The sequence below is a fragment of the Flavobacterium zepuense genome (genome assembly GCF_007097145.1).
Taxonomy (GTDB): Bacteria; Bacteroidota; Bacteroidia; order Flavobacteriales; family Flavobacteriaceae; genus Flavobacterium; species Flavobacterium zepuense.
The window spans coordinates 247,227-268,843 of sequence record NZ_VJVZ01000002.1; the positions used below are offsets into that span (position 1 = coordinate 247,227).

Genomic DNA, 21,617 nt, shown 5'->3' on the forward strand with positions numbered 1-21,617 from the left:
AGAGGCATTGCTAAGCGTCTCCAAGCCTATTCTTAATCTTCATTATTGTTTGTTACCGTTCAATCTGACTATTTATCCATGTAAGGTTGGGATTTAATCTTAAATACGATTTTTTCCGTATTTTAGCCCACTATGAAAAACCTGTCACGTTATATACTGCTTTTAACCCTTGCTTTTGTAATGGCATCGGCGGGCGTACATAGGTTTTACGTGTCGGTTTTCCAGATGGAGTATGTCCCTGTTAAGAAAGAAATACGGATAACAGGGCGCATTTTTATAGACGACCTGGAGGCGGGCCTCAACAAAAAGTACGGTAAAAAACTGTATCTGGGCACACCAAAAGAATCGGGTGAAGCCACGGGCCTGCTCAAAAAATATTTTGCAGAAAAGATCGTCGTCAAAATAAACAATAAGCCTAAAGTGCTCACACTTTTAGGCCGCGAGACTGAAGATGATGTGCTTATATGCTACTTTACCCTTCCGGCGGAAAGCAAAGTACAAACCATACAGGTCAGCAATACAGTGCTGTTTGATATGTTCAGCGAGCAGCAAAATATAATCCATACCACGGTAAACGGTAACAAAAAAAGCCTTTTGCTTACCAATAGCGAAACTTCGGGTACCGTACAATTTTAAATGTTATGAAAAAAGCGCTTTACACCCTTTTTGTCCTTGCCGCATTGCAGGCTATCGCACAGGATAACCCTGCAACGAAACCAGCAGAACCCGGCCATGCCGATAACAACAAGTTTAGCCAGATGTACGATCTTTTGGCTACGCCCAATATGTTCCGCACAGCATCGGGGGCGCCCGGCCCTGCCTATTACCAGCAGCAGGCCGACTATAAAATGGATATAGAGCTTGATGATAAAAACACCAAACTGTACGGTACAGAGACTATTACTTACCATAACAATTCGCCCGAGGCGTTAGAGTATTTGTGGGTGCAATTGGATCAGAACCAGCATGCGGCAGATTCGCCATCCAAGCTTATCGACAGCCAGAAAATGAACCCGGCTTATAATGCGAGTGGCTTTACCCGCGAATATATGGAGCAGGAGTTTGATGGCGGCTTTAAGCTGGAGTATGTAAAAGATGCTGCCGGTAAACCTATGAAATATACGGTAAACCAAACCATGATGCGAATAGACCTGCCAACGCCGTTAAAGCATGGCGAGCAGTTGTCTTTCTCTATAAAATGGTGGTATAATATTAATAATTACCAAATTGTAGGTGGCCGTAGCGGCTACGAGCATTTTGCAAAAGACGGCAACAACCTGTACGTTATTGCGCAATTTTACCCACGTATGGCGGTGTATAATGATGTTGAAGGCTGGCAGAACATGCAGTTTTGGGGCGCAGGCGAATTTGCGCTGCCTTTTGGGAATTTTGACGTGAACATTACCGTACCTGCCGACCATATCCTTGACGGTACCGGCGAACTGCAAAACCGTAAAGAGGTGCTTACTGCCGACCAGTTTAAACGTTACGAACTGGCTACAAAAACGTATGATAAACCTGTGGTTATTGTAACCCAGGCCGAAGCCGAAGCATCATCTAAAGGTTTTTCGGATAAAAAGAAAACATGGAAGTTTAAGGCAACCAATGTGCGCGATTTTGGCTTTTCATCTTCACGTAAGTTTATTTATGATGCTATGGCGGTTAAGCTGTCGGAGAAATCGGTTATGGCACTATCGCTGTACCCGCCGGAGGCTAACCCGTTTTGGGGCGAAACCTCTACAAAAGTGGTAGCTCATACGCTAAAAACCTATTCTAAATACACGTTCGATTACCCCTATCCTAAAGCCATTTCTGTTTCGGCGGCAGACCAGGGAATGGAGTACCCTATGATATGCTGGAATTTTGGCCGCCCTGATGAGGCTGGCTTTATGAGCGACCAGGTTAAATTTGGCATGATAGGCGTTGTAATTCACGAAGTGGGGCACAACTTCTTCCCGATGATCGTAAACTCTGATGAAAGGCAGTGGACCTGGATGGATGAAGGGCTTAATACGTTTCTACAATATTTAACCGAGCAGGAATATATGCCCAACTACCCGTCGCGCCGTGGCCCTGCTGCCAAGATAGTACCATATATGGCAGGTGAGCAAAAGTTCTTAGAGCCTATAATGACCAACTCAGAGTCCATTCACCAGTTTGGCTCTAATGCCTATGCTAAGCCTGCTACAGGTTTAAATATGCTACGCGAAACCATTATGGGCCACGACCTGTTTGACCACGCTTTTAAAACCTACGCTACCCGCTGGAAGTTTAAGCATCCAACCCCGGAGGATTTTTTCAGGACTATGGAAGATGCCTCAGCGGTAGACCTTGACTGGTTTTGGAGGGGATGGTTTTACACTACCGATTATGTAGATATGGGCATTATGGAAGTAAAACAATACTATGTTACCGAGACCAAGCCTAAAGATACCGAAGATCCTAAAATTAAGCGTGGCAGGTTCGATCAGGAGCAGGGGCCGTTTGTATATATGATTGCTAATGATGCTGATGCCAAAAAGAATAATGCCAAACCTTTAGATACTAAAGAAGTTAAACTGCTTAATGAATATATTCAGGAGAAATTTTCACCGGAAGAAAAAGCAAAATTAAAACAGCCTAAATATTTTTATGAGGTTACTTTTAATAAGCCGGGCGGAATGCTTATGCCTATAATTGTACAGCTTACTTTTGAGGATAACACTACAGAGACTACTACCTTCCCGGTACAGATATGGAGAAAAAACAATCAGACCGCAATAAGGGTTTTTGCTACAGATAAGCCGGTTAAAAAAATTACACTCGATCCTAAACTGCTTACTGCCGATGTAGATGTTACCAACAACACCTGGCCATCTGAAGCTGTGCCAAATAAATTTGACCAGCTTGAGGGTAAAACCAAGAAGTAAGTGTTAAATTTTATAAAAATATAAGTGCTTATTTGTAATTAGTTGCGTGATTGTAAGGCGTTTTAGTAATATTTGTTATTTTTGGGCAACTTAAAAATATATGCCCTTATGAAAACAAAATTACTTTTACCTGCTTTATTATTATCAATTGCCGGCTTTGCTCAGGAGCCAATAGGTTCTTTTTACAGCTCTACCATTGTAGATGGTGCTGTTAACGAAGACAAATACCTTTTAGTAGATTCTGAAACGCCTATTGACCAGAGTGCGGCAGGTGCCAACGTGGTTTGGAATTTTGATGGACTTACCGAATATACTCAATCCTATACCAGTGTTATTATTCCGTCTGCGGCAGATATAGCAGAGTACCCAACTACAAACTGGAAAGTACAAACCAGGACAATTACCGGTAATGGAGAGAATATTACAAATTACTTTTTAAACGTAAACGACATTGGCGGTACATCATTAACCGGAGCAGAAGCATCGGGCATAGTGCTTAACTACAGTACAAACAATGCTTTTTTAGGCGATTTTCCCATTAGCTACGAATATACGAACACCGATCAGGTTGCCGGGAATTTTGAAGGCCAGGGCGTAGAAGGTACTTTTACAGGCACAGGTACTGTTACAGTTGATGCTTATGGCACACTTACAGTAAACGAAGGTATTGCCGATGCAACTCCTGTTACCCGTTTAAAAACCGTTCAAAACCTTACGCTTAACTATCTTGGCTTTCCTGTAGGTACACTTGAGCAAACCATTTACAGTTATTATAATACAGATGTGCTTGCGACGGGTCCAATATTCAGAAGTATTACTACACACGTAGTTGTAGAAAGTGCAGAAGTAGACCAAACGGTAGAGTCGTATGAGTCTTATGAGGCAACAGCACTTAATGTTAAAGACATTACTTTAGCATCAAACAAACTTTTGGTTGTTCCTAACCCTGTAAACAATGTACTTCATTTTGAAGGTAATACAGTTGTGAACTCGGTAAGCATTGCTGATATTACCGGTAAAATTGTTTTAATTGCCAATACCGCTAATGATATTAATGTAGGCGCTCTTAATTCAGGCGTTTACTTTATTTCGACACAAACTGAAACAGGAGTTCAGTTTACAAAAATAGTTAAGCAATAATAATTGCTAACAGCCATAAATTTAAAACCGGTTGTGTAATTTAAATTGCACAACCGGTTTTTTCGTTAAATAAGATTAAAATTCACTTAAAAGCACATCCGGAAACCCATTTAAAAACGTATTTATAATTACATTTGTATATTAAATTTAATGTTATGTTTGGAATAGGAGGCGGAGAGCTATTTTTTATCATACTGGTAGTGCTTATGCTTTTCGGGAGCGATAAGATACCCGAAATTGCACGTGGCCTTGGCCGTGGTATGCAACAACTTAAAGATGCTACTAACGAAATTAAAACCGAAATTCATAAAAGTGCTGATGTAGAAGGTCTTAAAAAGACTTTTACAGAAATTGGTACCGGTGATATAGAAAATAATATTACTGCCGAGATTAATAAGGTAAAAGAAGACGTGGATATTGAAGATTTATCGGGCCCTATAAAACGCATGAAATAAATGATTAAAAGACTGGCAGAATTAGACAGGGATTTGTTTGTATTCCTAAACTCCCTGGGTTCAGAAACGTTCGATCCGCTTTGGGAACTTATTACTAAGTTTACAAGCTGGATCCCTATTTTTGCAATTATCTTCTACCTAACATTTAAAAGGCTGGGCTGGCGGCATGCCATGCTGGTTGTAGGTATGATAACTCTTTTGTTATTGCTTACAGATCAAACTACCAATTTAATTAAGAATGGCATACAAAGGCTTCGCCCAGGCAATAATCCGGAGATAGCTACTATTATAAGGGCTGTTGTAAAGCGCCACTCGTTTAGCTTTATATCTGGCCATGCCTCAAACTCTATGGCGGTAGCTTTCTTTTTATACAGGGTAATGCACCCTTATTTAAAGTATATGGGCTTTTTCTTTTTATGGCCGTTAATATTTGCTTACAGCCGTATATATCTTGGCCTGCACTATCCCGGCGATATTCTTGCAGGATACCTTTATGGCTTATTTACCGGCTGGCTTATACTTAAACTATACATTTATTTACGCGACAGGTTTTTCCCTAAAGAGCAGGAAGATTTAGATAACCCTACTAACAGTGAGCCCATCACGAATGGGTAACAAAACCGTTTCTACACGGGGGTCTTCTTTAAGCAGCAAATTATATTCTAAAAGTACTTTAGTGCTCTTGTCGTTCGCCTTTACAGGCTCTAGCACCTTACCGCTCCACAATACATTATCGCTAAGTATAATACCGCCTTTGTTCATAAGGGGCACAATCATCTTAAAATAATTGGGATAATTCTCTTTATCAGCATCAATAAAAACAAGGTCGAATTTCTTGTTTAGTGTTGGGATAATCTCAAGTGCATTTCCTAAATGCTGGATTATCTGTGCATTCCACTGCGATTTATCAAAATATTTCTTCTGAAAATCGTACAATTCCTCATTGTTGTCAATCGTATCTAAAGTACCGTCTTTACGAAGCCCTTCGGCTAAGCTTAAGGTAGCATAACCGGTAAAAGTTCCAATCTCTAATATATGCTGTGGGTTAACCAATTTGGCTATCATACTCAGAATTCTGCCCTGAAAATGCCCGCTAAGCATGCGCGGCTGCAATACCTTTTGGTGTGTTTCGCGGTTAAGTGCGGCTAAAAGTTCAGGTTCATTTTCGCTGTGCAAGGCGGCATAATCTTCAAGTTCTTCCGATATGAAATGCATGGTATACTTTTTTACAAAGGTAACAATTGCCCCTTAAAGAATAAATTATACTAAATAGCGCTCCATAAGTAATAAACGATTATTTTTATAGCCTGTAAATCAACCTTATGAAAATAAAAATTACTTTATTAGTACTGTTTTTTGCTACAATAAGCCAAGCCCAGGTTAGCAACCAGGGGCAGCCACAAAGCTGGAGCCTAAATAATATAGAAAATCCTGAGGCAGTAGTTATGCCCCAATTTGATTTAAAAGCATTGCGGGCTGAAGATAAAATTAACGACGCAAAGCAGGATAAGCCGTACCGCTATGGGCACGAATTTTTAGTAGACCACACCCTGCAAAATAGCGGTAAATGGACAACCCTGCCTAATGGCGACAGGATATGGAGAATGCGCTACCTGAGCAAAGGTGCACAAACACTAAACTTTTTGTTTACCGACTTTTATATGCCTAAAGGTGCAACCCTATACTTGTATAATGCCAACCATACCGATTTGCTTGGCGCTTATGATGATAAGCAAAATAATGCCCAGAGGGTTTTGGGTACCTGGCTGGTAGCGGGAGAAGATATAACGATAGAGTATTTTGAGCCCGCCGAACAGGCAGGGCAAGGCAAGCTTGAAATTTTTAAAGTAGTGCATGGCTACAGGTCATTAAGTGCTACCGAAATAGACCCGGATAGCGGGCTCAATGCTTCGGGCAGTTGCATGTATGATGTAGAGTGTTATATTGAAGGCATTAATAGCCTTAAAGAAATAAGTAAAAAGTCGGTTGCTCTTATAATTGTTGGCAACTCTAACTGGTGTACCGGTTCACTAATCAACAATACAAGTAACGACGGCACCCCTTACTTTCTAACAGCCGATCATTGTTACTCAGATCCTTCACAATGGGCCTTTATGTTCAACTGGATAAATCCAAACCCATCTTGCGCAACAGGCATACCCAGCACGAACAATGCGCCCAACTATCATTTAACGGTAAGTGGTGCAGAACTTAAAGCTAGGAGAGAAGAAAGCGACTTTACATTGGTAGAAATTACAACAGGCTTACCAGATGACTGGGGCCTTGTATGGTCGGGCTGGGACAGGAGCACAACCATCCCACAATTTTCCTATGGCATACATCATCCTGCGGGTGATATTATGAAGGTAAGCCTTGATTACGATTCTCCTACTATGGTTAATGATAACGGCGATTTCGGAATTGTTTGGGATATCGCTAACTGGGAAATTGGTGGCCTGCAGCCGGGATCATCAGGATCGCCAATGTTTGATAATAATGGCAGGATACGTGGTCAGGCATGGTACATATATGGTGCTTCGGTATGCAACGGACTTAACGCAGGTGGGCAAAGCAGCGGCTATGGCAGGTTTAATGTATCATGGGATGCAGGCTCTACGCCTTCAGCCCGCTTAAAGGAATGGCTGGATCCTCAAAACACCGGAGCTTTAACCACAGATACTTATCCTTTGCAACCTGTTTATACTGTAGATGCTAAAACTATATTTACAGAACTTGGTAACAACTGTAACAGTATTGTTGCTCCTGCCATCCGTATAATTAATAACGGAACGCAAAACTTGACATCTGCACAAATAAATTATACACTTAATGGAGTAACAGAAGTACTTTCATGGATGGGTAACCTGGCTACAAACGAAAGCGATGTGGTAGAGTTGCCACAATCGGCAGGTGCGGCAGGCGAAAATACTATTGCGGTTACTATAACAAGTCCTAACGGCACATCAGATCAAAACGAATCTGACAACGTTATATCAGCAATTGTTACTGTTGTAGAAGGATATCCTGCGCAGCAGATAACATTAACCCTTTTAACCGATAATTATGGCGAAGAGGTAAGCTGGGAGCTTACTAATGAAAATGGTGAGGTGCTTTATAGTGTTGAGGAAGGTGCTTATGCGAATGCAACAACTTACACTGAAGTTTTTGACATCGTTGATGGTGGCTGCTATAATTTTAGTATATACGACAGTTTTGGGGATGGCATTTGCTGCGCCGAAGGTAATGGCGGCTACGTATTATCAACTGCTGATAATCAGGCAATACAGCTTGGTGGCAATTATGGCACGGGCGAGCAGACCTCATTAAGAATTGAAAGTGTTCTCTCTATAGGACAGGCAGCATTAAACGGAGAAGCAAAAGTATATCCTAATCCATCTAATGGCTTATTTACAGTAAAAGTACCATCGGGCTATAGCCCAAATTATACGGTTTATAATTTATTAGGGCAGGAAGTAACAAAAGGCTTGCTTACTAATAACTTAGATACAGTAAATTTAAGCAATGCCGCTGCCGGCGTTTACCTTTTAAAAGTTATAGATGCCGCTACGGGCAGCGAAACCTCTTTCAAACTAATTAAGCAGTAAAAAGTGCATTTGCATTAATTGGCAAATAGTTACTACCTTTGCAGCATGCAAACGGAGAAGAAAGATATAAGGGCGCTTACAAAAGAACAGTTACGGGATTTTTTTTTGGCAAATGGCGATAAGGCATTCCGCGGCAACCAGGTGTATGAGTGGTTGTGGAACAAGCGTGCGCATAGTTTTGATGATATGACCAGCATAGGTAAGCCAACGCGCCAAATGCTGATGGATAATTTTGTTATAAACCACATTCATGTAGACCAGATGCAGCAAAGCAGCGACGGTACGGTTAAAAATGCCGTTCGCCTGCACGATGGACTGGTGGTAGAGAGTGTACTTATACCTACCAATACCCGCACAACTGCCTGTGTATCCAGCCAGGTTGGCTGTAGCCTTGATTGTAACTTTTGCGCAACTGCAAGGCTTAAGCGCATGCGTAACCTAAATCCGGATGAAATTTACGACCAGGTAGCTGCTATAGATGCCGAGAGCCGACTGTACCATAATAGGCCGCTGAGCAATATTGTTTTTATGGGTATGGGCGAACCTCTTATGAACTATAATAATGTGCTAAAGGCTATAGAAAAGATCACTTCGCCGGAAGGTTTAGGCATGAGCGCAAGGCGTATCACGGTTTCTACATCGGGCTTGCCCAAGATGATAAAAAAACTGGCAGATGATAATGTTAAGTTTAAACTGGCAGTATCACTACATTCAGGTATAGATGAGGTTCGTAGTAAGATTATGCCGTTTAGTGCCAATTTTCCATTGGCCGATCTGCGCGAATCGTTAGAATATTGGTATTCTATGACCAAAAGCCGCATTACCTATGAGTATGTGGTTTGGAAAGGCATAAACGACCGTAAGGAAGATATAGATGCCCTTGTAAGGTTCTGCAAATATGTACCCTGCAAAGTAAACCTTATTGAGTATAATCCTATTGATGATGGCGAATTTCAGCAGGCAGATGAAGCAACCATAAATGCTTACATTAAAGCCCTTGAGCGTGCCGATATCGTGGTAAAAGTACGCCGTAGCCGTGGTAAAGATATAGACGCAGCCTGTGGGCAGCTTGCAAACAAAAACGAAACTGTTAGCTAATAAATCTAATTAAAACATTAGACAACAAAAAAAGCGGCCAATGGCCGCTTTTTATTTGCAAAGATCTTGCTGTTCCCGCCCCCACGGGATCCCTGTAAAGGGCAAAGCAAAACCTGCTAATTTATTGTGTTTAGTAAGCAATAGAAAGGTCTTTAAAAATAGTTTCAGCCGGGATAGAGAAACCAAGTCCTTCTACGCCAACACCAAATACTTTTGCGTTAACCACGCCTATAAACTCACCATTTTTATTTACAAGTGCACCACCGCTGTTACCACCGTTTACGCTGGCATCAGTTTGGATAAGGTTGTTTTTTTCGTAAGTCCTGAAACCGGAGATAATACCTTTACTTAACGACTGGCCTAACTCGATAGATTTAGGAGTACCAATTGCAAAAATATCATCGCCTACTTTATAGTTTTTAGATGAAGGCAAGGTAAATGCCTTGCTAAAGTTACCTTCTACTTTTACAAGTGCAAGATCGCTGTACTCGTTCCTGCGAACAACTTTACCATCATACTCTTTACCGTCTTTAGTGATAACGGTAATTTTCTCAACACCAGATACTACGTGAAAGTTAGTTACAATGTAACCATCATTAGTTACAAAACATCCGCTGCCGTGGCCGTCTTTAGATTTTATAGTAACTGTAGCCTCCATAGCATCCTCAAGGTTGCTAACTACAGCAGGGCGGCTTAGCTTAATAGTTTCAAGTTTAATTTCCTTAGTATCTTCTTTAGGTAAAAGTTTTTGTACTTCGGCCGCATCAAGAAATTTAAAGAATGATGCAGTAATAGCATCTTCAAGGCTGTTTTTAAAAGCACTTTCACGGTCATAATCTAATGAGAACTCACCAGATTCTGCTTTAATAGTCTTTTTGTATTTAGACTGGTTGTAAAGGTCAAAAATTTCCCACTCAATATCAGCTTTAGTGATAAGGAAGTTCATGTAATTTTTAGCAGCAATAGCATAAACATTACCAAATTCCACTTTAGTTATCTTAGCACTAATATAAAGGGAGTTAGTATTGCTCTTAAATATAGTATTTGTAGTATCAACGTAGTTGTGGTCTTTAAGAACCTGGTTAACCGCATCTGTAAAGATAGAGTTGTCAAATTTTAGGTCTTCAGTACCTTTACCTTTATCTTTAGCCTTGTTTATTTTATTCTTTTTAAGCTGCCTGTGCTTAATTTGGGTAAATTTAATGTCCTCTTTCTTAATATCAAAAGCGGTATTTTTAAGATATACATACCTCTTATCATCGGTCCTGTTCTTAATTTCAAGCATGTCTTTGCTTGTGCTTAATTCTTTTGGATAGTTAAATGCTTTAGGGGCATAATCCATAAGTGGAGGGTAAAAAAGAACACCAAAAGGAACCCATGACATAATGTATAATGGCGATTTCCTGTCCTGGTAATGAATTTTGTAAACTGGCTTGTAGCCATCGCGCTCAACACGAACCTGCTTTACGTTAGCATCACGCTTCATTTTTGCAGTAACACTTTTACCGGTGCCCTGTAATTCGTCGTTTACATAAACTTTAGAATCAGATGAACTGGTATGTACGGTTACCTTTTGGTACTTACCATTTAAAATGGATGCACAGCTTGTAAAAAGCGAGGCTACCATTAACAGCAATAGTAATTTTGGAGTAATTTTCTTCATAAAATGGTTAAAGATTTGTTAATGCTGTAAAGGTAAAAATTAACTCGATTTAACAAAATATTTTTACCGTTTTGAGCTAACAAAAATGCCTGAAATTTATAGTATCTTTGAGGCGAATGAAAATAGTTGAGCAAATAAAACAGCCCATAGCGCAGGAGATGGAACTTTTTGAAGGAAAGTTCTTAGAATCTATGTCCAGTAAAGTGGCGTTGCTTAACCGTATTACCTATTATATTGTAAACCGTAAGGGTAAGCAAATGCGCCCCATGTTTGTGTTTTTAACAGCAAAGATGGTTAGTGGCGGTGTTATTAACGACCGTACCTACCGTGGCGCATCGGTAATAGAATTAATTCATACTGCTACCCTGGTACACGATGATGTAGTAGACGACAGTAACCAGCGCCGTGGCTTTTTCTCGATCAATGCTTTATGGAAAAATAAAATTGCCGTTTTAGTGGGTGACTACCTTTTATCTAAAGGATTGTTGCTTTCTATAGATAATGGTGATTTTGATTTGCTTCGCATTATTTCAGTAGCTGTGCGCGAAATGAGTGAAGGCGAACTGCTTCAGATAGAAAAAGCACGCCGGCTTGATATTACCGAAGATATATATTACGAGATCATCCGACAAAAAACTGCCACACTTATTGCAGCCTGCTGTTCCCTCGGAGCATGTTCAGTTAATCCGGAAGGTGATGATACTGAGAAGATGCGCAAATTTGGCGAACTTATAGGTATGGCGTTCCAGATTAAAGACGACCTTTTTGATTATACCGAAGACTCTATTGGTAAACCTACAGGTATAGACATTAAGGAACAGAAGATGACGCTACCACTTATTTACGCCCTTAACAATTGCAATAAGGATGAAAAAAAGTGGGTTATCAATTCAGTTAAAAACCATAACAAAGATAAAAAGCGTGTTAAAGAAGTTATAGCCTTTGTAAAGCAAAAAGGCGGCCTTACTTATGCCGAAGCTAAGATGGCACAATTTCGTGAAGAGGCGCTTTTGATACTTTCCGGCTATCCGGCATCGCCTTATAAAGATGCGCTTGTTTTAATGGTAAACTACGTTATTGAGCGAAAAATATAATTTTTCATTCTGCTTTAAAAAATATGCTCCCTATACAAAAGTGGTTTTTATTCAAAATCAACCTTTACATTACCACAACACAATCGTAATAGCCAGACATTTTTTATGTTCAAGGCTTATTCGTTATCCCTTACAGTTGTTGATTTTTTGTAAAAATCAGCCGTGTAAATTATAATAATTTAATTTTTAAGCAAAATAATTATTGATTATCTAATTTTAGTGTTTTGAAAGTGATATTTTTAAATACAACAAAATATCACGAAAATGAAAAAAATCTACTTTACTTTTTTACCACCGCTCGCAGCTATTGCCACATGCAATGCACAACAGGATATGAATTTTGAACCTGCGGGAGTTGGTTCTGCCTACACTTGGAATGTATTTGAGAACGATACTAACCCTGCGTTAGAGTTTGTAGCCAACCCAAGTGCAACAGGTGCCAATACATCTGCCACGGTTGCCAAATACACTACATTAATTACGGGCAATCCGTGGGCAGGTACCGAGACCAACCATGATAATGGTATGGCCGATTTTGTTTTGGATGCTGAACATAGCACCATTAAAATAATGGTATACAAATCGGTAATTAGCGATGTGGGTATAAAGCTTGTTACACCAAGCGGTGCTGCATTGCCCGAAATAAAAATTTCCAATACACTGATTAACCAGTGGGAAGAACTTACGTTTGATTTCTCGAGCCAAATAGGCTGGTTTGCCGAGCCTTTTGACCAAATAGTGGTCTTCCCCGATTTTTCACCAAACCCAAGAACGTATGGTACAATAACGTATTTTGATAACATAGTATTTGGAGAATCGGACGAGCCTGCAAACCTTATGGAGCCAATGACTGCTGCACCAGATCCTACAATGCCACAGGATCAGGTTATATCTATGTTTAGCGGTGTGTACACCAATGTGCCTGTAGACACTTGGTTAACAGGTTGGAGCAGTGCCGGTATGAGCGAGGTGGAGATACAGGGCAACCCAACAAAAAAATATGTAAACCTTAGCTATGCAGGTGTAGAAACCGTTGCAACACAAATTGATGCTACAGAGATGGATCATTTTAATCTGCACGTTTGGTCGGCAGATTTTACACAGTTCAGGATCAAGTTGGTTGATTTTGGAGCTAATGGGGTTTATGACGGCCCGGGAGTTGCCGATGATAAAGAGCACGAATTAACTTTTGAAGCCCCTGCACAAAACCAATGGATTACCTATAGCATTCCGTTAACTGATTTTACTAACCTTGCAACAAGGGCTAATATGTCTCAGTTTATATTTTCCAGTAATGGCACATCTACTGTGTATATAGATAATGTATACTTTAGTAAAATGGCAACATCGGGTGTAAATGATATTGCCGCATCTAAAGCAGTGGTGTATCCTAATCCTGCAAATACTATGCTTACAGTTACTGCGGGGCAGGACATTCAGCAGCTTGCTGTATACAATACGGTTGGGCAACAGGTGTTGCTAAGTGCTCCTAATAGTGCCACTACAAATCTAAATGTGTCGCAATTGCAAAATGGTGTGTATATGCTGCACATTACAGCAAACAGGCATACCACTACCCAAAAGTTTATTAAGCAGTAATTTTATATAACCTGATTTTTATTGAAAGGCTCCGCTATTGCGGAGCTTTTTTTATAGCCTTAAGTATACGTTTGAGGTTATAAAATTCGTTACCTTAGTAGTAATCACCTTTACTATGGCCTTACGAATTGCTTTACATGTAATCTTCGGCTTGTATGCCGCTGTAGCCCTTGGGCAAGGCGGAGAAGATGTGCGCCTGTTTGAACCTCTAAAAGCAACAACCCCTAACGCGAAAGATTTCTATTACGAACTGCCTTTTGAGTATCCCGGCGCTATAATTATAAAGGCCGATATTGGTGGCGAAACCTACAACTTTGGGCTTGATACCGGTGGATATACCATGATAACCGACGCTATTCAGCAAAAATGTAATTTCATCATCATAAAGAATGAACCGTTAGGGAGCACCAATGGGCTAACAAAAAATACAGATATCGTGCGGGCCGATAGCCTTGCCATGGGCGGTTTAGTTTTTAAGGATGTAGAGGCATACACTGTAAATTTTAGCAATTCCCCCACAGCGCAATGCCTTATGGACGGCGGGCTGATAGGCTCGGCTATTATAAAGAACTATGTGTGGCAAATTGATTATTCCACTAAAAAAGTTACCGTAACCGATAATATAAGTAAAATTAAAGGCCTTGATAAGGCTACTAAAGTGCGTGTACACTTAAATAATCACGGCCAGCCCTATTTTATGATGCAGGTAAACGGCCATTACCAGTGGTTTATGTTTGATACCGGCTGTTCGTCCTTACTATACATGGATCCCAAAGATGCTGCTAAATACACCACAGACGCCACTGCCCATGCCCAATTGCTGGATGGAATGGTAGAAACGCACCACGGCCGGGTAACTGATACCATAAATGTGTTTAAGGCCGATATAGATTTAGAAGGTATCCAATTTAAAGACAAACCTGTATTTTACAGGCAGGGTTCGGGGTTAACGTTACTGGGCAGCCCTATCATCAAAAATTATATTGTAACGCTAAACTTTAGCGATGATGAAATGTACTTTCAGCCCATAGAGCAATCGCCACCCGCCGATGGATGGGAGCGCTTTGGCTTTAACCTGGAATATACAGATGGGCAATACAAAGTAACAGGCCTTATTGCCGGCAGCCTTGCCGCAAAAACAGGATTAAAGTCGGGCGATGTTGTTTTAGCCATCAACAATAATAAAATTACCTGTATTGATTACTGCGATTGCCGCGAAACCTCCCAATCACTGCTGGAAAAAGAACAGGTTCTTACCCTTACAGTAAAGCAAAAGGGTCAGCCTAAAAAAATAGTTGTCAAAAAAGAGAAAATTTTTTAATTTTTAATTTACTGTCTTTCAAATTGTTAAATTAAATAATTGAAAAATTATTACATTGCATGCAACCCTTTTGCAACGCAAATCGTCTATGATAATAGAAGTCGGTTAGTAATTTAAAAATAACCAACTTTGCAACCAACCAACAACACGAGTTTTGAAAGTAATTGCCTTACATCAGGAAGAGAAAGACCTTATAAAGCAGGCTGCCGAAAACAACCGGCATGCCCAGCAAAAGGTATACTCTAAGTATGCACCTAAAATGCTTAGCGTTTGCAGGCAGTATATTAAAGACCTGCACCAGGCCGAAGACATTATGATAACTGCCTTTATGAAGGTTTTTACCAACCTTAAGAATTTTGAGCACAAGGGTAGTTTTGAAGGATGGATTCGCAGGATAATGGTTAACGAATGTATATCATATATAAGGGTGCAAAAAAAGGTTAACTTTTTAGAAGATGAGTTTTATGTAGAAGATACATTTAATAATATAGAAAGCCATTTTAGTGTAGAAGATATACAGGCGCTTATAGACAGCCTGCCGGATGGCTACAAAATGGTGTTTAACCTTTATGCGATTGAAGGTTTTAAACATGCAGAAATTGCAAAGATGCTGGGGATTAATGAAGGCACAAGCAAATCGCAGCTCTCTCATGCACGCAAAATGCTACAGGAGCAAATAAACAAACAAAAGAATTATGAAAATGGAACCGAATAATATAGAACAGGATTTTAAGCAAAAGCTGGAACAGCGCACCATACAGCCTACAGAAATGGCATGGGACAGGCTGGATGCCATGCTTAGTGTTACCGAAGAAAAAAAATCTAAAAAGCCTAACCGCAACTGGATGTATATGGCAGCCTGTTTTTTAGCACTACTGCTTGTTGGGGTTCTTTTCTTAAACCAGGAAAAACAAAATACTATAAACGGCACAAACACAAACGGCAATAGCGTAGTAACCACACAGCAGTCTGTTACGCCGTCTAAAATAGAGAATGATGCTACAGTTGCTCCTCAGCCTGTAACTGTAACACAAGAGGCCGTTGCAACAACAAATACTGCAAAGCCTTTAAAGAAAAGAAGTCAGCAAATAAGTAAAATGTCAAATACCGCAACTACAGAAACTCGGGTTTATACAAATAACGAGCAGGTTGCTGTAAATAACGAAAATACAGTTGCACCTGTTATAGCAAAACCCGGAAAAATAAAAGTAGATGCTAATGAGCTCCTGGCATCTGTAGATAGAAATTCGGTAAGCGGCCCTAAGCAGCATATTAATAGCACTAAAATAAAGCAGGATGGAGTTAAGGTAAATCCTAACTCACTCCTAACTTCGGTGGAGGGAGAGCTTAATCAAAGCTTTAGGGACAAGGTGTTAGAAACTGTATCTAAAAACTACAATACCGTAAAAAGTTCCCTGGCTACCAGGAACCATCAGTAAATCATCATCAATTACAAATAGTTAAACATCAAACAACATGAAAACACTTACTTTTTATGTAGTGGCACTGCTATGCCTTGCTGCTACCAAACTTAACGCTCAGGTATCTTTTGAAGAAAAAGCAGAAATGATTGCTAAGAACATCTCTAAGATTACCAAACAGGAAAAAGATTCGCTTAAAATTGAAGTGGAAGCCGTAAACGACAGGCTGGACAGCAAAGAGATAAGCAAAGCGGAAGCTGAAACCCAAAAGCAACAATTTGCCGAAAAGCGTGCTAAGAATATTGAAGACCGCGTTGCTGTAGAGCAGGAAAAACTATCCGACCTTGTTAAGGATAAGGTAGATGGTAAGTTTGATACCGTAAAAACCAAAAAGTTTACATGGTACTGGCACTCAAAAGACAGTACCGACAGGAAAGAGATAGAGTTTAAAAGGACAACATCACAATTTGTGTTTGCCTTAGGTGCTAACCGCCTGGTAACCGATGGCGGTGGCATAGATGACGAGAACTTTAAAGGCCGCTCTGATTTTTATGAATGGGGTGTAAGCTGGAACACCAGGATGTTTAAAAACAACAACCTGCTGCATATTAAATATGGGCTATCATTACAATACAACAACCTGCGCCCGGATAATGATAAGGTGTTTGCAGTAAATGGTAACCAAACGGTTCTTGTAGATGCCGGCCGTGATATAGATGTTGCCAGATTACGATATGTAAACCTTGTGGTGCCTGCATTCCTTGAGTTTGACTTTACTAAAAAATACAGCAATGGCGATAAAACCTACTTTCCAACACATAAAAGCCTGCGCATAGGCCTTGGAGGATATGCCGGACTTAATGTAAAAGAAAAACAAATTATTAAATACGAAGACGACAACGACAATAGAGTTAAAGACAGGACAAAAGGCGATTTTAATGTAAACGACTTTGTGTATGGTGTTGCAGGGTATATAGGTATAGGCGAGGTTAGCCTTTATGCTAAGTACGATTTGCAAACTGTTTTCTCAAATAACGAAATAGATCAAAATAATTTGTCTCTTGGCATACGTTTTGATTTCAATTAAGCATAAGGGTTAGTTTTGTACTTTGAAGAAAGGTGTTCCGTGGGTTATGGAACTCCTTTCTTTGTTTTTAAGATATTAAGCGTTCATTTAAAATGTATATTTAACGCTGAAATTCAACACCCTATGGATGAGATAAAATTAACCGGCGGAGCAAGGATAGGCCGCTCTAATGCCACCTGGCCGTTTGCCACCCTTACAGTAACTAAAGATAAACTTGAGCTTAATGCTACTATACTCGGTAAGTTTGTTTTCCTTTCAGGCGATATAGTTTCCTTTGATACCCTTAACAGCATTGGTAAGTATAATGGGGTAAGGATATATCATATAGTACCGGGCTATAATGAAAAGGTGGTATTCTGGACACCTAAGCCGGCACAGCTTATACAGCAGATACATGCTACCGGGTTTATAAGCAATACCGGTATTCCTTCAGCTAACAGTCCCGAAAGAAAGCTCCAAGCCGCCGGTGGCTTCCCATTAAGAAAATCAGCCGCAATAATTGCTGTAGTAGTATGGAATGTATTGTTTATATCGGGTATAGCTAGTATAATTTTAACCAATGGCAATATGAAATTGTTTCAGCTTGCGGCATCGGCTGCTTTGGCGTTGCTTATTATGTTTTCGTTATTAACAATGTTTTCAAAATCCTTTGCTGCAAAAGTGCTTAAAGAAGGCAGGGAGGTATCAGATATTAAAAAGTTTTTAATCTTCTTAATCATCATCGCTGCATTTATGCTGGTTAATTTTACATTTTTGGCTGCCGCGTTTAGCGAACCTTATTAACGTAATCTTTATATTGCTTATTTGTAATGCATTAAAATATATCTTTTGCTTTAAGATAAAGTTAAGGACATTAATGGCTGTAATAGTTTTCGTAATTTTATACCAAACAAAACTACAAAATGCCCCACGATCACGCACACAGCCATGGCCACGACCATGCCCATAATATGTCGGCCAAAAATATAAAGGTGGCCTTTTTTCTCAATCTGGGCTTTACGGTGCTGGAAGTTGTGGGTGGGTTTTATGTAAACAGCGTCTCCATACTTTCAGATGCGCTTCACGACCTTGGCGACAGCCTTTCACTAGGTATATCGTGGTACCTGCACAACCATTCTAAAAAAGGGGCTGATAGCAAGTTTACATTCGGCTACAGCCGGTTCTCACTGCTTGGCGCATTAATAAATAGTGTTATACTAATTACAGGTTCCTGCTTTGTGGTATATGAGGCTGTTAACCGCCTTATGCACCCTGAACACGCTGATGCCAGGGGAATGCTTGCCTTTGCCATTGTTGGTATACTTGTAAACGGTTATGCGGCTTTTAGGTTAAGTGGTGGAACCTCTATGAATGAAAAGGTTGTGAGCTGGCATTTAATAGAAGATGTACTGGGCTGGGCAGCGGTGCTTATAGCATCAATAGTAATGATGTATACCGATGCGCCCTGGCTGGATCCTGCATTATCATTAGGCATAACCTTATTTATTCTTTACAATGTAATAGGCAGGCTAAAAGAAACCATGGTAATCCTCCTGCAGGGCACTCCCGCTGATATTGATATCGATGAAATAAGAAACAAAATACTACAGGTACCACATGTAACCGCTATGCACCATGTAAATGTATGGTCCTTAGAGGGTGAGCACCACGTATATACTGCCCATGTACAAACGGTGGGTATAGATACCTTTCCGGAAGTTATGCAAATAAAGCGGGCTGTAAAAGATATCCTTAAGCAATACCCGTTTACGCACTACACCATTGAGATAGAACTGGAAGGGGAAACCTGTGAGCATTTAAAGTAGTAGGCTCTATACTCTTTATGGCATATATCTTCTTACCAAAACAATAACAACTGTTTAAGTAAAATAACGGGCACATTTTCATACATTTAAGTAAACAAAATTGTATGAAAATCCTTGTAACTGGCACTACGGGCTATATTGGCAAACGGCTCATTCCGTTTTTAATAGAGGCGGGGCACGAACTCGTATGCTGTGTTAGAGATGCCGGCCGTGCCCCGGAACGTTTTAAAAAAGAACCCAAAATCACTTTTGTTGAGGTCGACTTCCTTAAATACGATCCATCTATCACTGTTCCTAAAGATATCGAATGTGCGTATTACCTTATGCACTCCATGTCATCTTCCGGCGATTTTGATACAATGGAACTGGAATGTGCTGAGAATTTTAAAAAATACGTAGCCGATACTAATATAGAGCAGGTTATTTACCTTAGCGGAATTATTAACGAGCAGGAACTATCCAAGCACCTTAACTCGCGAAAACAGGTGGAAGAAGCATTGCAATCGGGTCAGTATGCTATGACCACTTTTAGGGCCGGTATAATTGTGGGCAGTGGCAGTGCTTCGTTTGAGATTATCCGCGACCTGGTAGAAAAGCTTCCGGTAATGATTACCCCAAAATGGCTTAACACTAAGGCACAGCCCATTGCCATACGCGATGTCTTAGCCTACCTTTCTAAAGCGGCTGGCGATAAAAGGCTTTACAATAACAACTACGATATTTATGGTCCAGATGTGCTTACCTACAAGGAAATGCTCCTGCGGTTCGCAAAAATACGCAGGTTAAAACGCCGTATAATTACCCTGCCGATAATGACACCCAAACTATCGTCGTATTGGTTATACTTTGTAACATCTACCTCTTACAGGCTGGCAGCATCTTTAGTAGACAGTATGAAGGTTGAGGTGGTAGGCAGGCCCAATAATTTGCAGGAAATGCTCAACGTACATCCTATAAGCTATGAAGAGGCTGTAAAAAAGGCTTTTGATATTATGGAGCACGACGGTAGCCCCTCAAGCTGGAAAGATAGTGGTGTGAGCAGCCGCTTTGGTAAAAAATTATCGGCATACATAACCATTCCTAAATTCGGAATTGTTGAGGATAAAAAAGAGCGAACTATTAAGGATGAAGAAGCGGTTCTTAACAAAATATGGGCCCTTGGCGGGCAAACCGGCTGGTACTATGGTAACTCTTTATGGAAAGCCCGTGGTTTTATAGATAAGATTTTTGGCGGAACGGGATTAAGACGTGGACGCACCCACCCTACTAACATACAGGCCGGTGATGCGCTCGACTTTTGGCGTGTGGTACTTGCCGACAGGAAAGAAAAACGCCTGCTGCTGTATGCCGAGATGAAACTACCCGGCGAGGCATGGCTTGAATTTAAGATAGATAAAGATAAACTTTACCAACGAGCAGTCTTTAGGCCTAAAGGCCTGTTGGGAAGATTATACTGGTATAGTGTTTTACCGTTTCATTATTTCGTTTTTAACGGACTTATTGACAGCCTGGTTAAAACTGCAAAATAATTCAACAACCCATATAAATTAAAAAAGCCCTCAACTTTCGTTAAGGGCTTTTTGCAGAGCGGAAGACGAGGCTCGAACTCGCGACAACCAGCTTGGAAGGCTGGAGCTCTACCAACTGAGCTACTTCCGCATTTGTGGGTGCAAATATACATAATAACTTTTCTTAGATGCAAACTTTTTTTCAAAAACTTTTAACCCCGTGCCGCTTTATCATTTAAGATATTTAGCCTTAATTTGTTACCCTAAAATAAATTTTACATGCCCGTTATTAAACAAATTACCTCGCAACAAACATTTGTGGTACGCCAACCTGTGCTGCGCCCCGGTAAAGCACTGGACACCTGCATTTTTGATGGCGATGACCTGCCTGCTACCATACATTTTGGTGTTTTTGAAGAGGAAGGCCTGCTTGGCGTAATTTCGGTTTTTAAAGCCAGTCATGATTTTTTTACAGAAGCCGATCAGTATCAGATACGTGGCATGGCGGTGTTAGAAAACCAGCAGAAAAAAGGCCTGGGCGACCTGTTGGTGCAGGCAGCAGAACAATACATATCACAACAAAATGGTAAAAAAATATGGTTCAACGCCCGCGAAATAGCTGTGGGCTTCTACAAAAAAATGGGCTATGCCGTTACAGGCGAACCATTTACCATTGGCGATATCGGCATTCATTATGTTATGCATAAAACGTTGTAATTTAACCTAATCCCAACAAAAAATTACATTTTTCGCAATACATTTTCCGCCTTCAGTTTTGTAACTTTATTATGAATTTTGAAGGTGGCTATACCACGATCCGGCAATTCATTCCTGCTCGCGGAGCACTAATCCTGGACCGGATATTTCTTACCCCCGTTTGGTAAGGCTTGGTGGCAAGCCATTTACAGCATT

At 40.4% G+C, this 21,617-nt stretch carries 19 protein-coding genes and 1 tRNA gene; 17 read left to right on the top strand and 3 right to left on the bottom strand.

Features of this window, described 5'->3' with window-relative positions:
- Nucleotides 1-132: 132 nt before the first annotated feature.
- From FMM05_RS03920 to FMM05_RS03940, 5 genes are all read left to right on the top strand, one after another.
- Entirely contained in the window at nt 133-636 is a 504-nt protein-coding gene (locus FMM05_RS03920) for a DUF6702 family protein (protein WP_143372034.1), read from the top strand.
- Between the two features lie 5 nt (nt 637-641).
- Nucleotides 642-2,909: a M1 family metallopeptidase gene (locus FMM05_RS03925; protein ID WP_143372035.1), complete on the top strand. Its 2,268-nt coding sequence runs from the start codon at nt 642-644 to the stop codon at nt 2,907-2,909.
- Nucleotides 2,910-3,017: 108 nt separating this feature from the next.
- Entirely contained in the window at nt 3,018-4,049 is a 1,032-nt protein-coding gene (locus FMM05_RS03930; RefSeq protein WP_143372036.1) for a T9SS type A sorting domain-containing protein, read from the top strand.
- A gap of 155 nt (nt 4,050-4,204) precedes the next feature.
- On the top strand, nt 4,205-4,504 hold the full coding sequence (locus FMM05_RS03935; RefSeq protein ID WP_143372037.1) for a Sec-independent protein translocase subunit TatA/TatB: 300 nt from the start codon (nt 4,205-4,207) through the stop codon (nt 4,502-4,504).
- Entirely contained in the window at nt 4,505-5,119 is a 615-nt protein-coding gene (locus FMM05_RS03940) for a phosphatase PAP2 family protein (protein ID WP_143372038.1), read from the top strand.
- Here the strand turns inward: FMM05_RS03940 and FMM05_RS03945 are convergent.
- Complete coding sequence (locus FMM05_RS03945) at nt 5,078-5,719, bottom strand: O-methyltransferase (protein ID WP_143372039.1); 642 nt, start codon at nt 5,717-5,719, stop codon at nt 5,078-5,080. The two genes, FMM05_RS03940 and FMM05_RS03945, sit on opposite strands and share 42 nt — an antisense overlap.
- Nucleotides 5,720-5,826: 107 nt before the next feature.
- On the opposite strand from FMM05_RS03945, the gene FMM05_RS03950 reads away from it, so the two are divergent.
- Nucleotides 5,827-8,109 (top strand): T9SS type A sorting domain-containing protein, encoded by a 2,283-nt coding sequence (locus FMM05_RS03950; protein ID WP_143372040.1) that lies wholly within the window; start codon nt 5,827-5,829, stop codon nt 8,107-8,109.
- Between the two features lie 45 nt (nt 8,110-8,154).
- On the top strand, nt 8,155-9,207 hold the full coding sequence (rlmN, locus tag FMM05_RS03955; protein WP_143372041.1) for a 23S rRNA (adenine(2503)-C(2))-methyltransferase RlmN: 1,053 nt from the start codon (nt 8,155-8,157) through the stop codon (nt 9,205-9,207).
- A gap of 130 nt (nt 9,208-9,337) precedes the next feature.
- Here rlmN and FMM05_RS03960 read toward each other — a convergent pair whose 3' ends face one another.
- Nucleotides 9,338-10,870 (bottom strand): S1C family serine protease, encoded by a 1,533-nt coding sequence (locus tag FMM05_RS03960; RefSeq protein ID WP_143372042.1) that lies wholly within the window; start codon nt 10,868-10,870, stop codon nt 9,338-9,340.
- A gap of 116 nt (nt 10,871-10,986) precedes the next feature.
- Here FMM05_RS03960 and FMM05_RS03965 point away from each other — a divergent pair, with 116 nt between their 5' ends.
- The 9 genes from FMM05_RS03965 (at nt 10,987) to FMM05_RS04005 (ending at nt 20,726) form a co-directional block, all read left to right on the top strand.
- Nucleotides 10,987-11,964: a polyprenyl synthetase family protein gene (locus FMM05_RS03965; protein ID WP_143372043.1), complete on the top strand. Its 978-nt coding sequence runs from the start codon at nt 10,987-10,989 to the stop codon at nt 11,962-11,964.
- A 264-nt stretch (nt 11,965-12,228) separates the two neighbouring features.
- Nucleotides 12,229-13,563 (top strand): T9SS type A sorting domain-containing protein, encoded by a 1,335-nt coding sequence (locus FMM05_RS03970; RefSeq protein ID WP_143372044.1) that lies wholly within the window; start codon nt 12,229-12,231, stop codon nt 13,561-13,563.
- 115 nt (nt 13,564-13,678) lie between these two features.
- Nucleotides 13,679-14,884: an aspartyl protease family protein gene (locus FMM05_RS03975; RefSeq protein ID WP_143372045.1), complete on the top strand. Its 1,206-nt coding sequence runs from the start codon at nt 13,679-13,681 to the stop codon at nt 14,882-14,884.
- Between the two features lie 154 nt (nt 14,885-15,038).
- Nucleotides 15,039-15,599 (top strand): RNA polymerase sigma factor, encoded by a 561-nt coding sequence (locus FMM05_RS03980; protein WP_143372046.1) that lies wholly within the window; start codon nt 15,039-15,041, stop codon nt 15,597-15,599.
- On the top strand, nt 15,580-16,323 hold the full coding sequence (locus FMM05_RS03985; RefSeq protein ID WP_143372047.1) for a hypothetical protein: 744 nt from the start codon (nt 15,580-15,582) through the stop codon (nt 16,321-16,323). The genes FMM05_RS03980 and FMM05_RS03985 overlap by 20 nt, the downstream gene beginning before the upstream one ends.
- A gap of 37 nt (nt 16,324-16,360) precedes the next feature.
- A complete protein-coding gene (locus FMM05_RS03990; RefSeq protein WP_143372048.1) occupies nt 16,361-17,392 on the top strand; it encodes a hypothetical protein in 1,032 nt (343 codons plus the stop codon).
- A 123-nt stretch (nt 17,393-17,515) separates the two neighbouring features.
- Nucleotides 17,516-18,175, top strand: coding sequence for a hypothetical protein (locus FMM05_RS03995; RefSeq protein ID WP_143372049.1), 660 nt, complete (start codon nt 17,516-17,518; stop codon nt 18,173-18,175).
- Between the two features lie 119 nt (nt 18,176-18,294).
- Nucleotides 18,295-19,197, top strand: coding sequence for a cation diffusion facilitator family transporter (locus tag FMM05_RS04000; protein ID WP_143372050.1), 903 nt, complete (start codon nt 18,295-18,297; stop codon nt 19,195-19,197).
- A gap of 104 nt (nt 19,198-19,301) precedes the next feature.
- The gene (locus tag FMM05_RS04005) at nt 19,302-20,726 is read left to right on the top strand and encodes an SDR family oxidoreductase (RefSeq protein WP_143372051.1); all 1,425 of its coding nucleotides are present in this window, start codon (nt 19,302-19,304) and stop codon (nt 20,724-20,726) included.
- 57 nt (nt 20,727-20,783) lie between these two features.
- On the opposite strand, the gene FMM05_RS04010 is transcribed toward FMM05_RS04005, so the two are convergent.
- Nucleotides 20,784-20,856: transfer RNA gene (locus FMM05_RS04010), tRNA-Gly, on the bottom strand.
- Nucleotides 20,857-20,984: 128 nt separating this feature from the next.
- On the opposite strand from FMM05_RS04010, the gene FMM05_RS04015 reads away from it, so the two are divergent.
- Nucleotides 20,985-21,422: a GNAT family N-acetyltransferase gene (locus FMM05_RS04015; RefSeq protein WP_143372052.1), complete on the top strand. Its 438-nt coding sequence runs from the start codon at nt 20,985-20,987 to the stop codon at nt 21,420-21,422.
- The last annotated feature ends 195 nt before the right edge of the window (nt 21,423-21,617 follow it).

What these genes read in the sequence shown, in the direction of transcription:
- FMM05_RS03920 (WP_143372034.1), top strand. Translation starts at nt 133, where the DNA reads ATGAAAAACCTGTCACGTTATATACTGCTTTTAACCCTTGCTTTTGTA.
- FMM05_RS03925 (WP_143372035.1), top strand. Translation starts at nt 642, where the DNA reads ATGAAAAAAGCGCTTTACACCCTTTTTGTCCTTGCCGCATTGCAGGCT.
- FMM05_RS03930 (WP_143372036.1), top strand. Translation starts at nt 3,018, where the DNA reads ATGAAAACAAAATTACTTTTACCTGCTTTATTATTATCAATTGCCGGC.
- FMM05_RS03935 (WP_143372037.1), top strand. Translation starts at nt 4,205, where the DNA reads ATGTTTGGAATAGGAGGCGGAGAGCTATTTTTTATCATACTGGTAGTG.
- FMM05_RS03940 (WP_143372038.1), top strand. Translation starts at nt 4,505, where the DNA reads ATGATTAAAAGACTGGCAGAATTAGACAGGGATTTGTTTGTATTCCTA.
- FMM05_RS03945 (WP_143372039.1), bottom strand. Translation starts at nt 5,719, where the DNA reads ATGCATTTCATATCGGAAGAACTTGAAGATTATGCCGCCTTGCACAGC.
- FMM05_RS03950 (WP_143372040.1), top strand. Translation starts at nt 5,827, where the DNA reads ATGAAAATAAAAATTACTTTATTAGTACTGTTTTTTGCTACAATAAGC.
- rlmN (WP_143372041.1), top strand. Translation starts at nt 8,155, where the DNA reads ATGCAAACGGAGAAGAAAGATATAAGGGCGCTTACAAAAGAACAGTTA.
- FMM05_RS03960 (WP_143372042.1), bottom strand. Translation starts at nt 10,870, where the DNA reads ATGAAGAAAATTACTCCAAAATTACTATTGCTGTTAATGGTAGCCTCG.
- FMM05_RS03965 (WP_143372043.1), top strand. Translation starts at nt 10,987, where the DNA reads ATGAAAATAGTTGAGCAAATAAAACAGCCCATAGCGCAGGAGATGGAA.
- FMM05_RS03970 (WP_143372044.1), top strand. Translation starts at nt 12,229, where the DNA reads ATGAAAAAAATCTACTTTACTTTTTTACCACCGCTCGCAGCTATTGCC.
- FMM05_RS03975 (WP_143372045.1), top strand. Translation starts at nt 13,679, where the DNA reads ATGGCCTTACGAATTGCTTTACATGTAATCTTCGGCTTGTATGCCGCT.
- FMM05_RS03985 (WP_143372047.1), top strand. Translation starts at nt 15,580, where the DNA reads ATGAAAATGGAACCGAATAATATAGAACAGGATTTTAAGCAAAAGCTG.
- FMM05_RS03990 (WP_143372048.1), top strand. Translation starts at nt 16,361, where the DNA reads ATGAAAACACTTACTTTTTATGTAGTGGCACTGCTATGCCTTGCTGCT.
- FMM05_RS03995 (WP_143372049.1), top strand. Translation starts at nt 17,516, where the DNA reads ATGGATGAGATAAAATTAACCGGCGGAGCAAGGATAGGCCGCTCTAAT.
- FMM05_RS04000 (WP_143372050.1), top strand. Translation starts at nt 18,295, where the DNA reads ATGCCCCACGATCACGCACACAGCCATGGCCACGACCATGCCCATAAT.
- FMM05_RS04005 (WP_143372051.1), top strand. Translation starts at nt 19,302, where the DNA reads ATGAAAATCCTTGTAACTGGCACTACGGGCTATATTGGCAAACGGCTC.
- FMM05_RS04015 (WP_143372052.1), top strand. Translation starts at nt 20,985, where the DNA reads ATGCCCGTTATTAAACAAATTACCTCGCAACAAACATTTGTGGTACGC.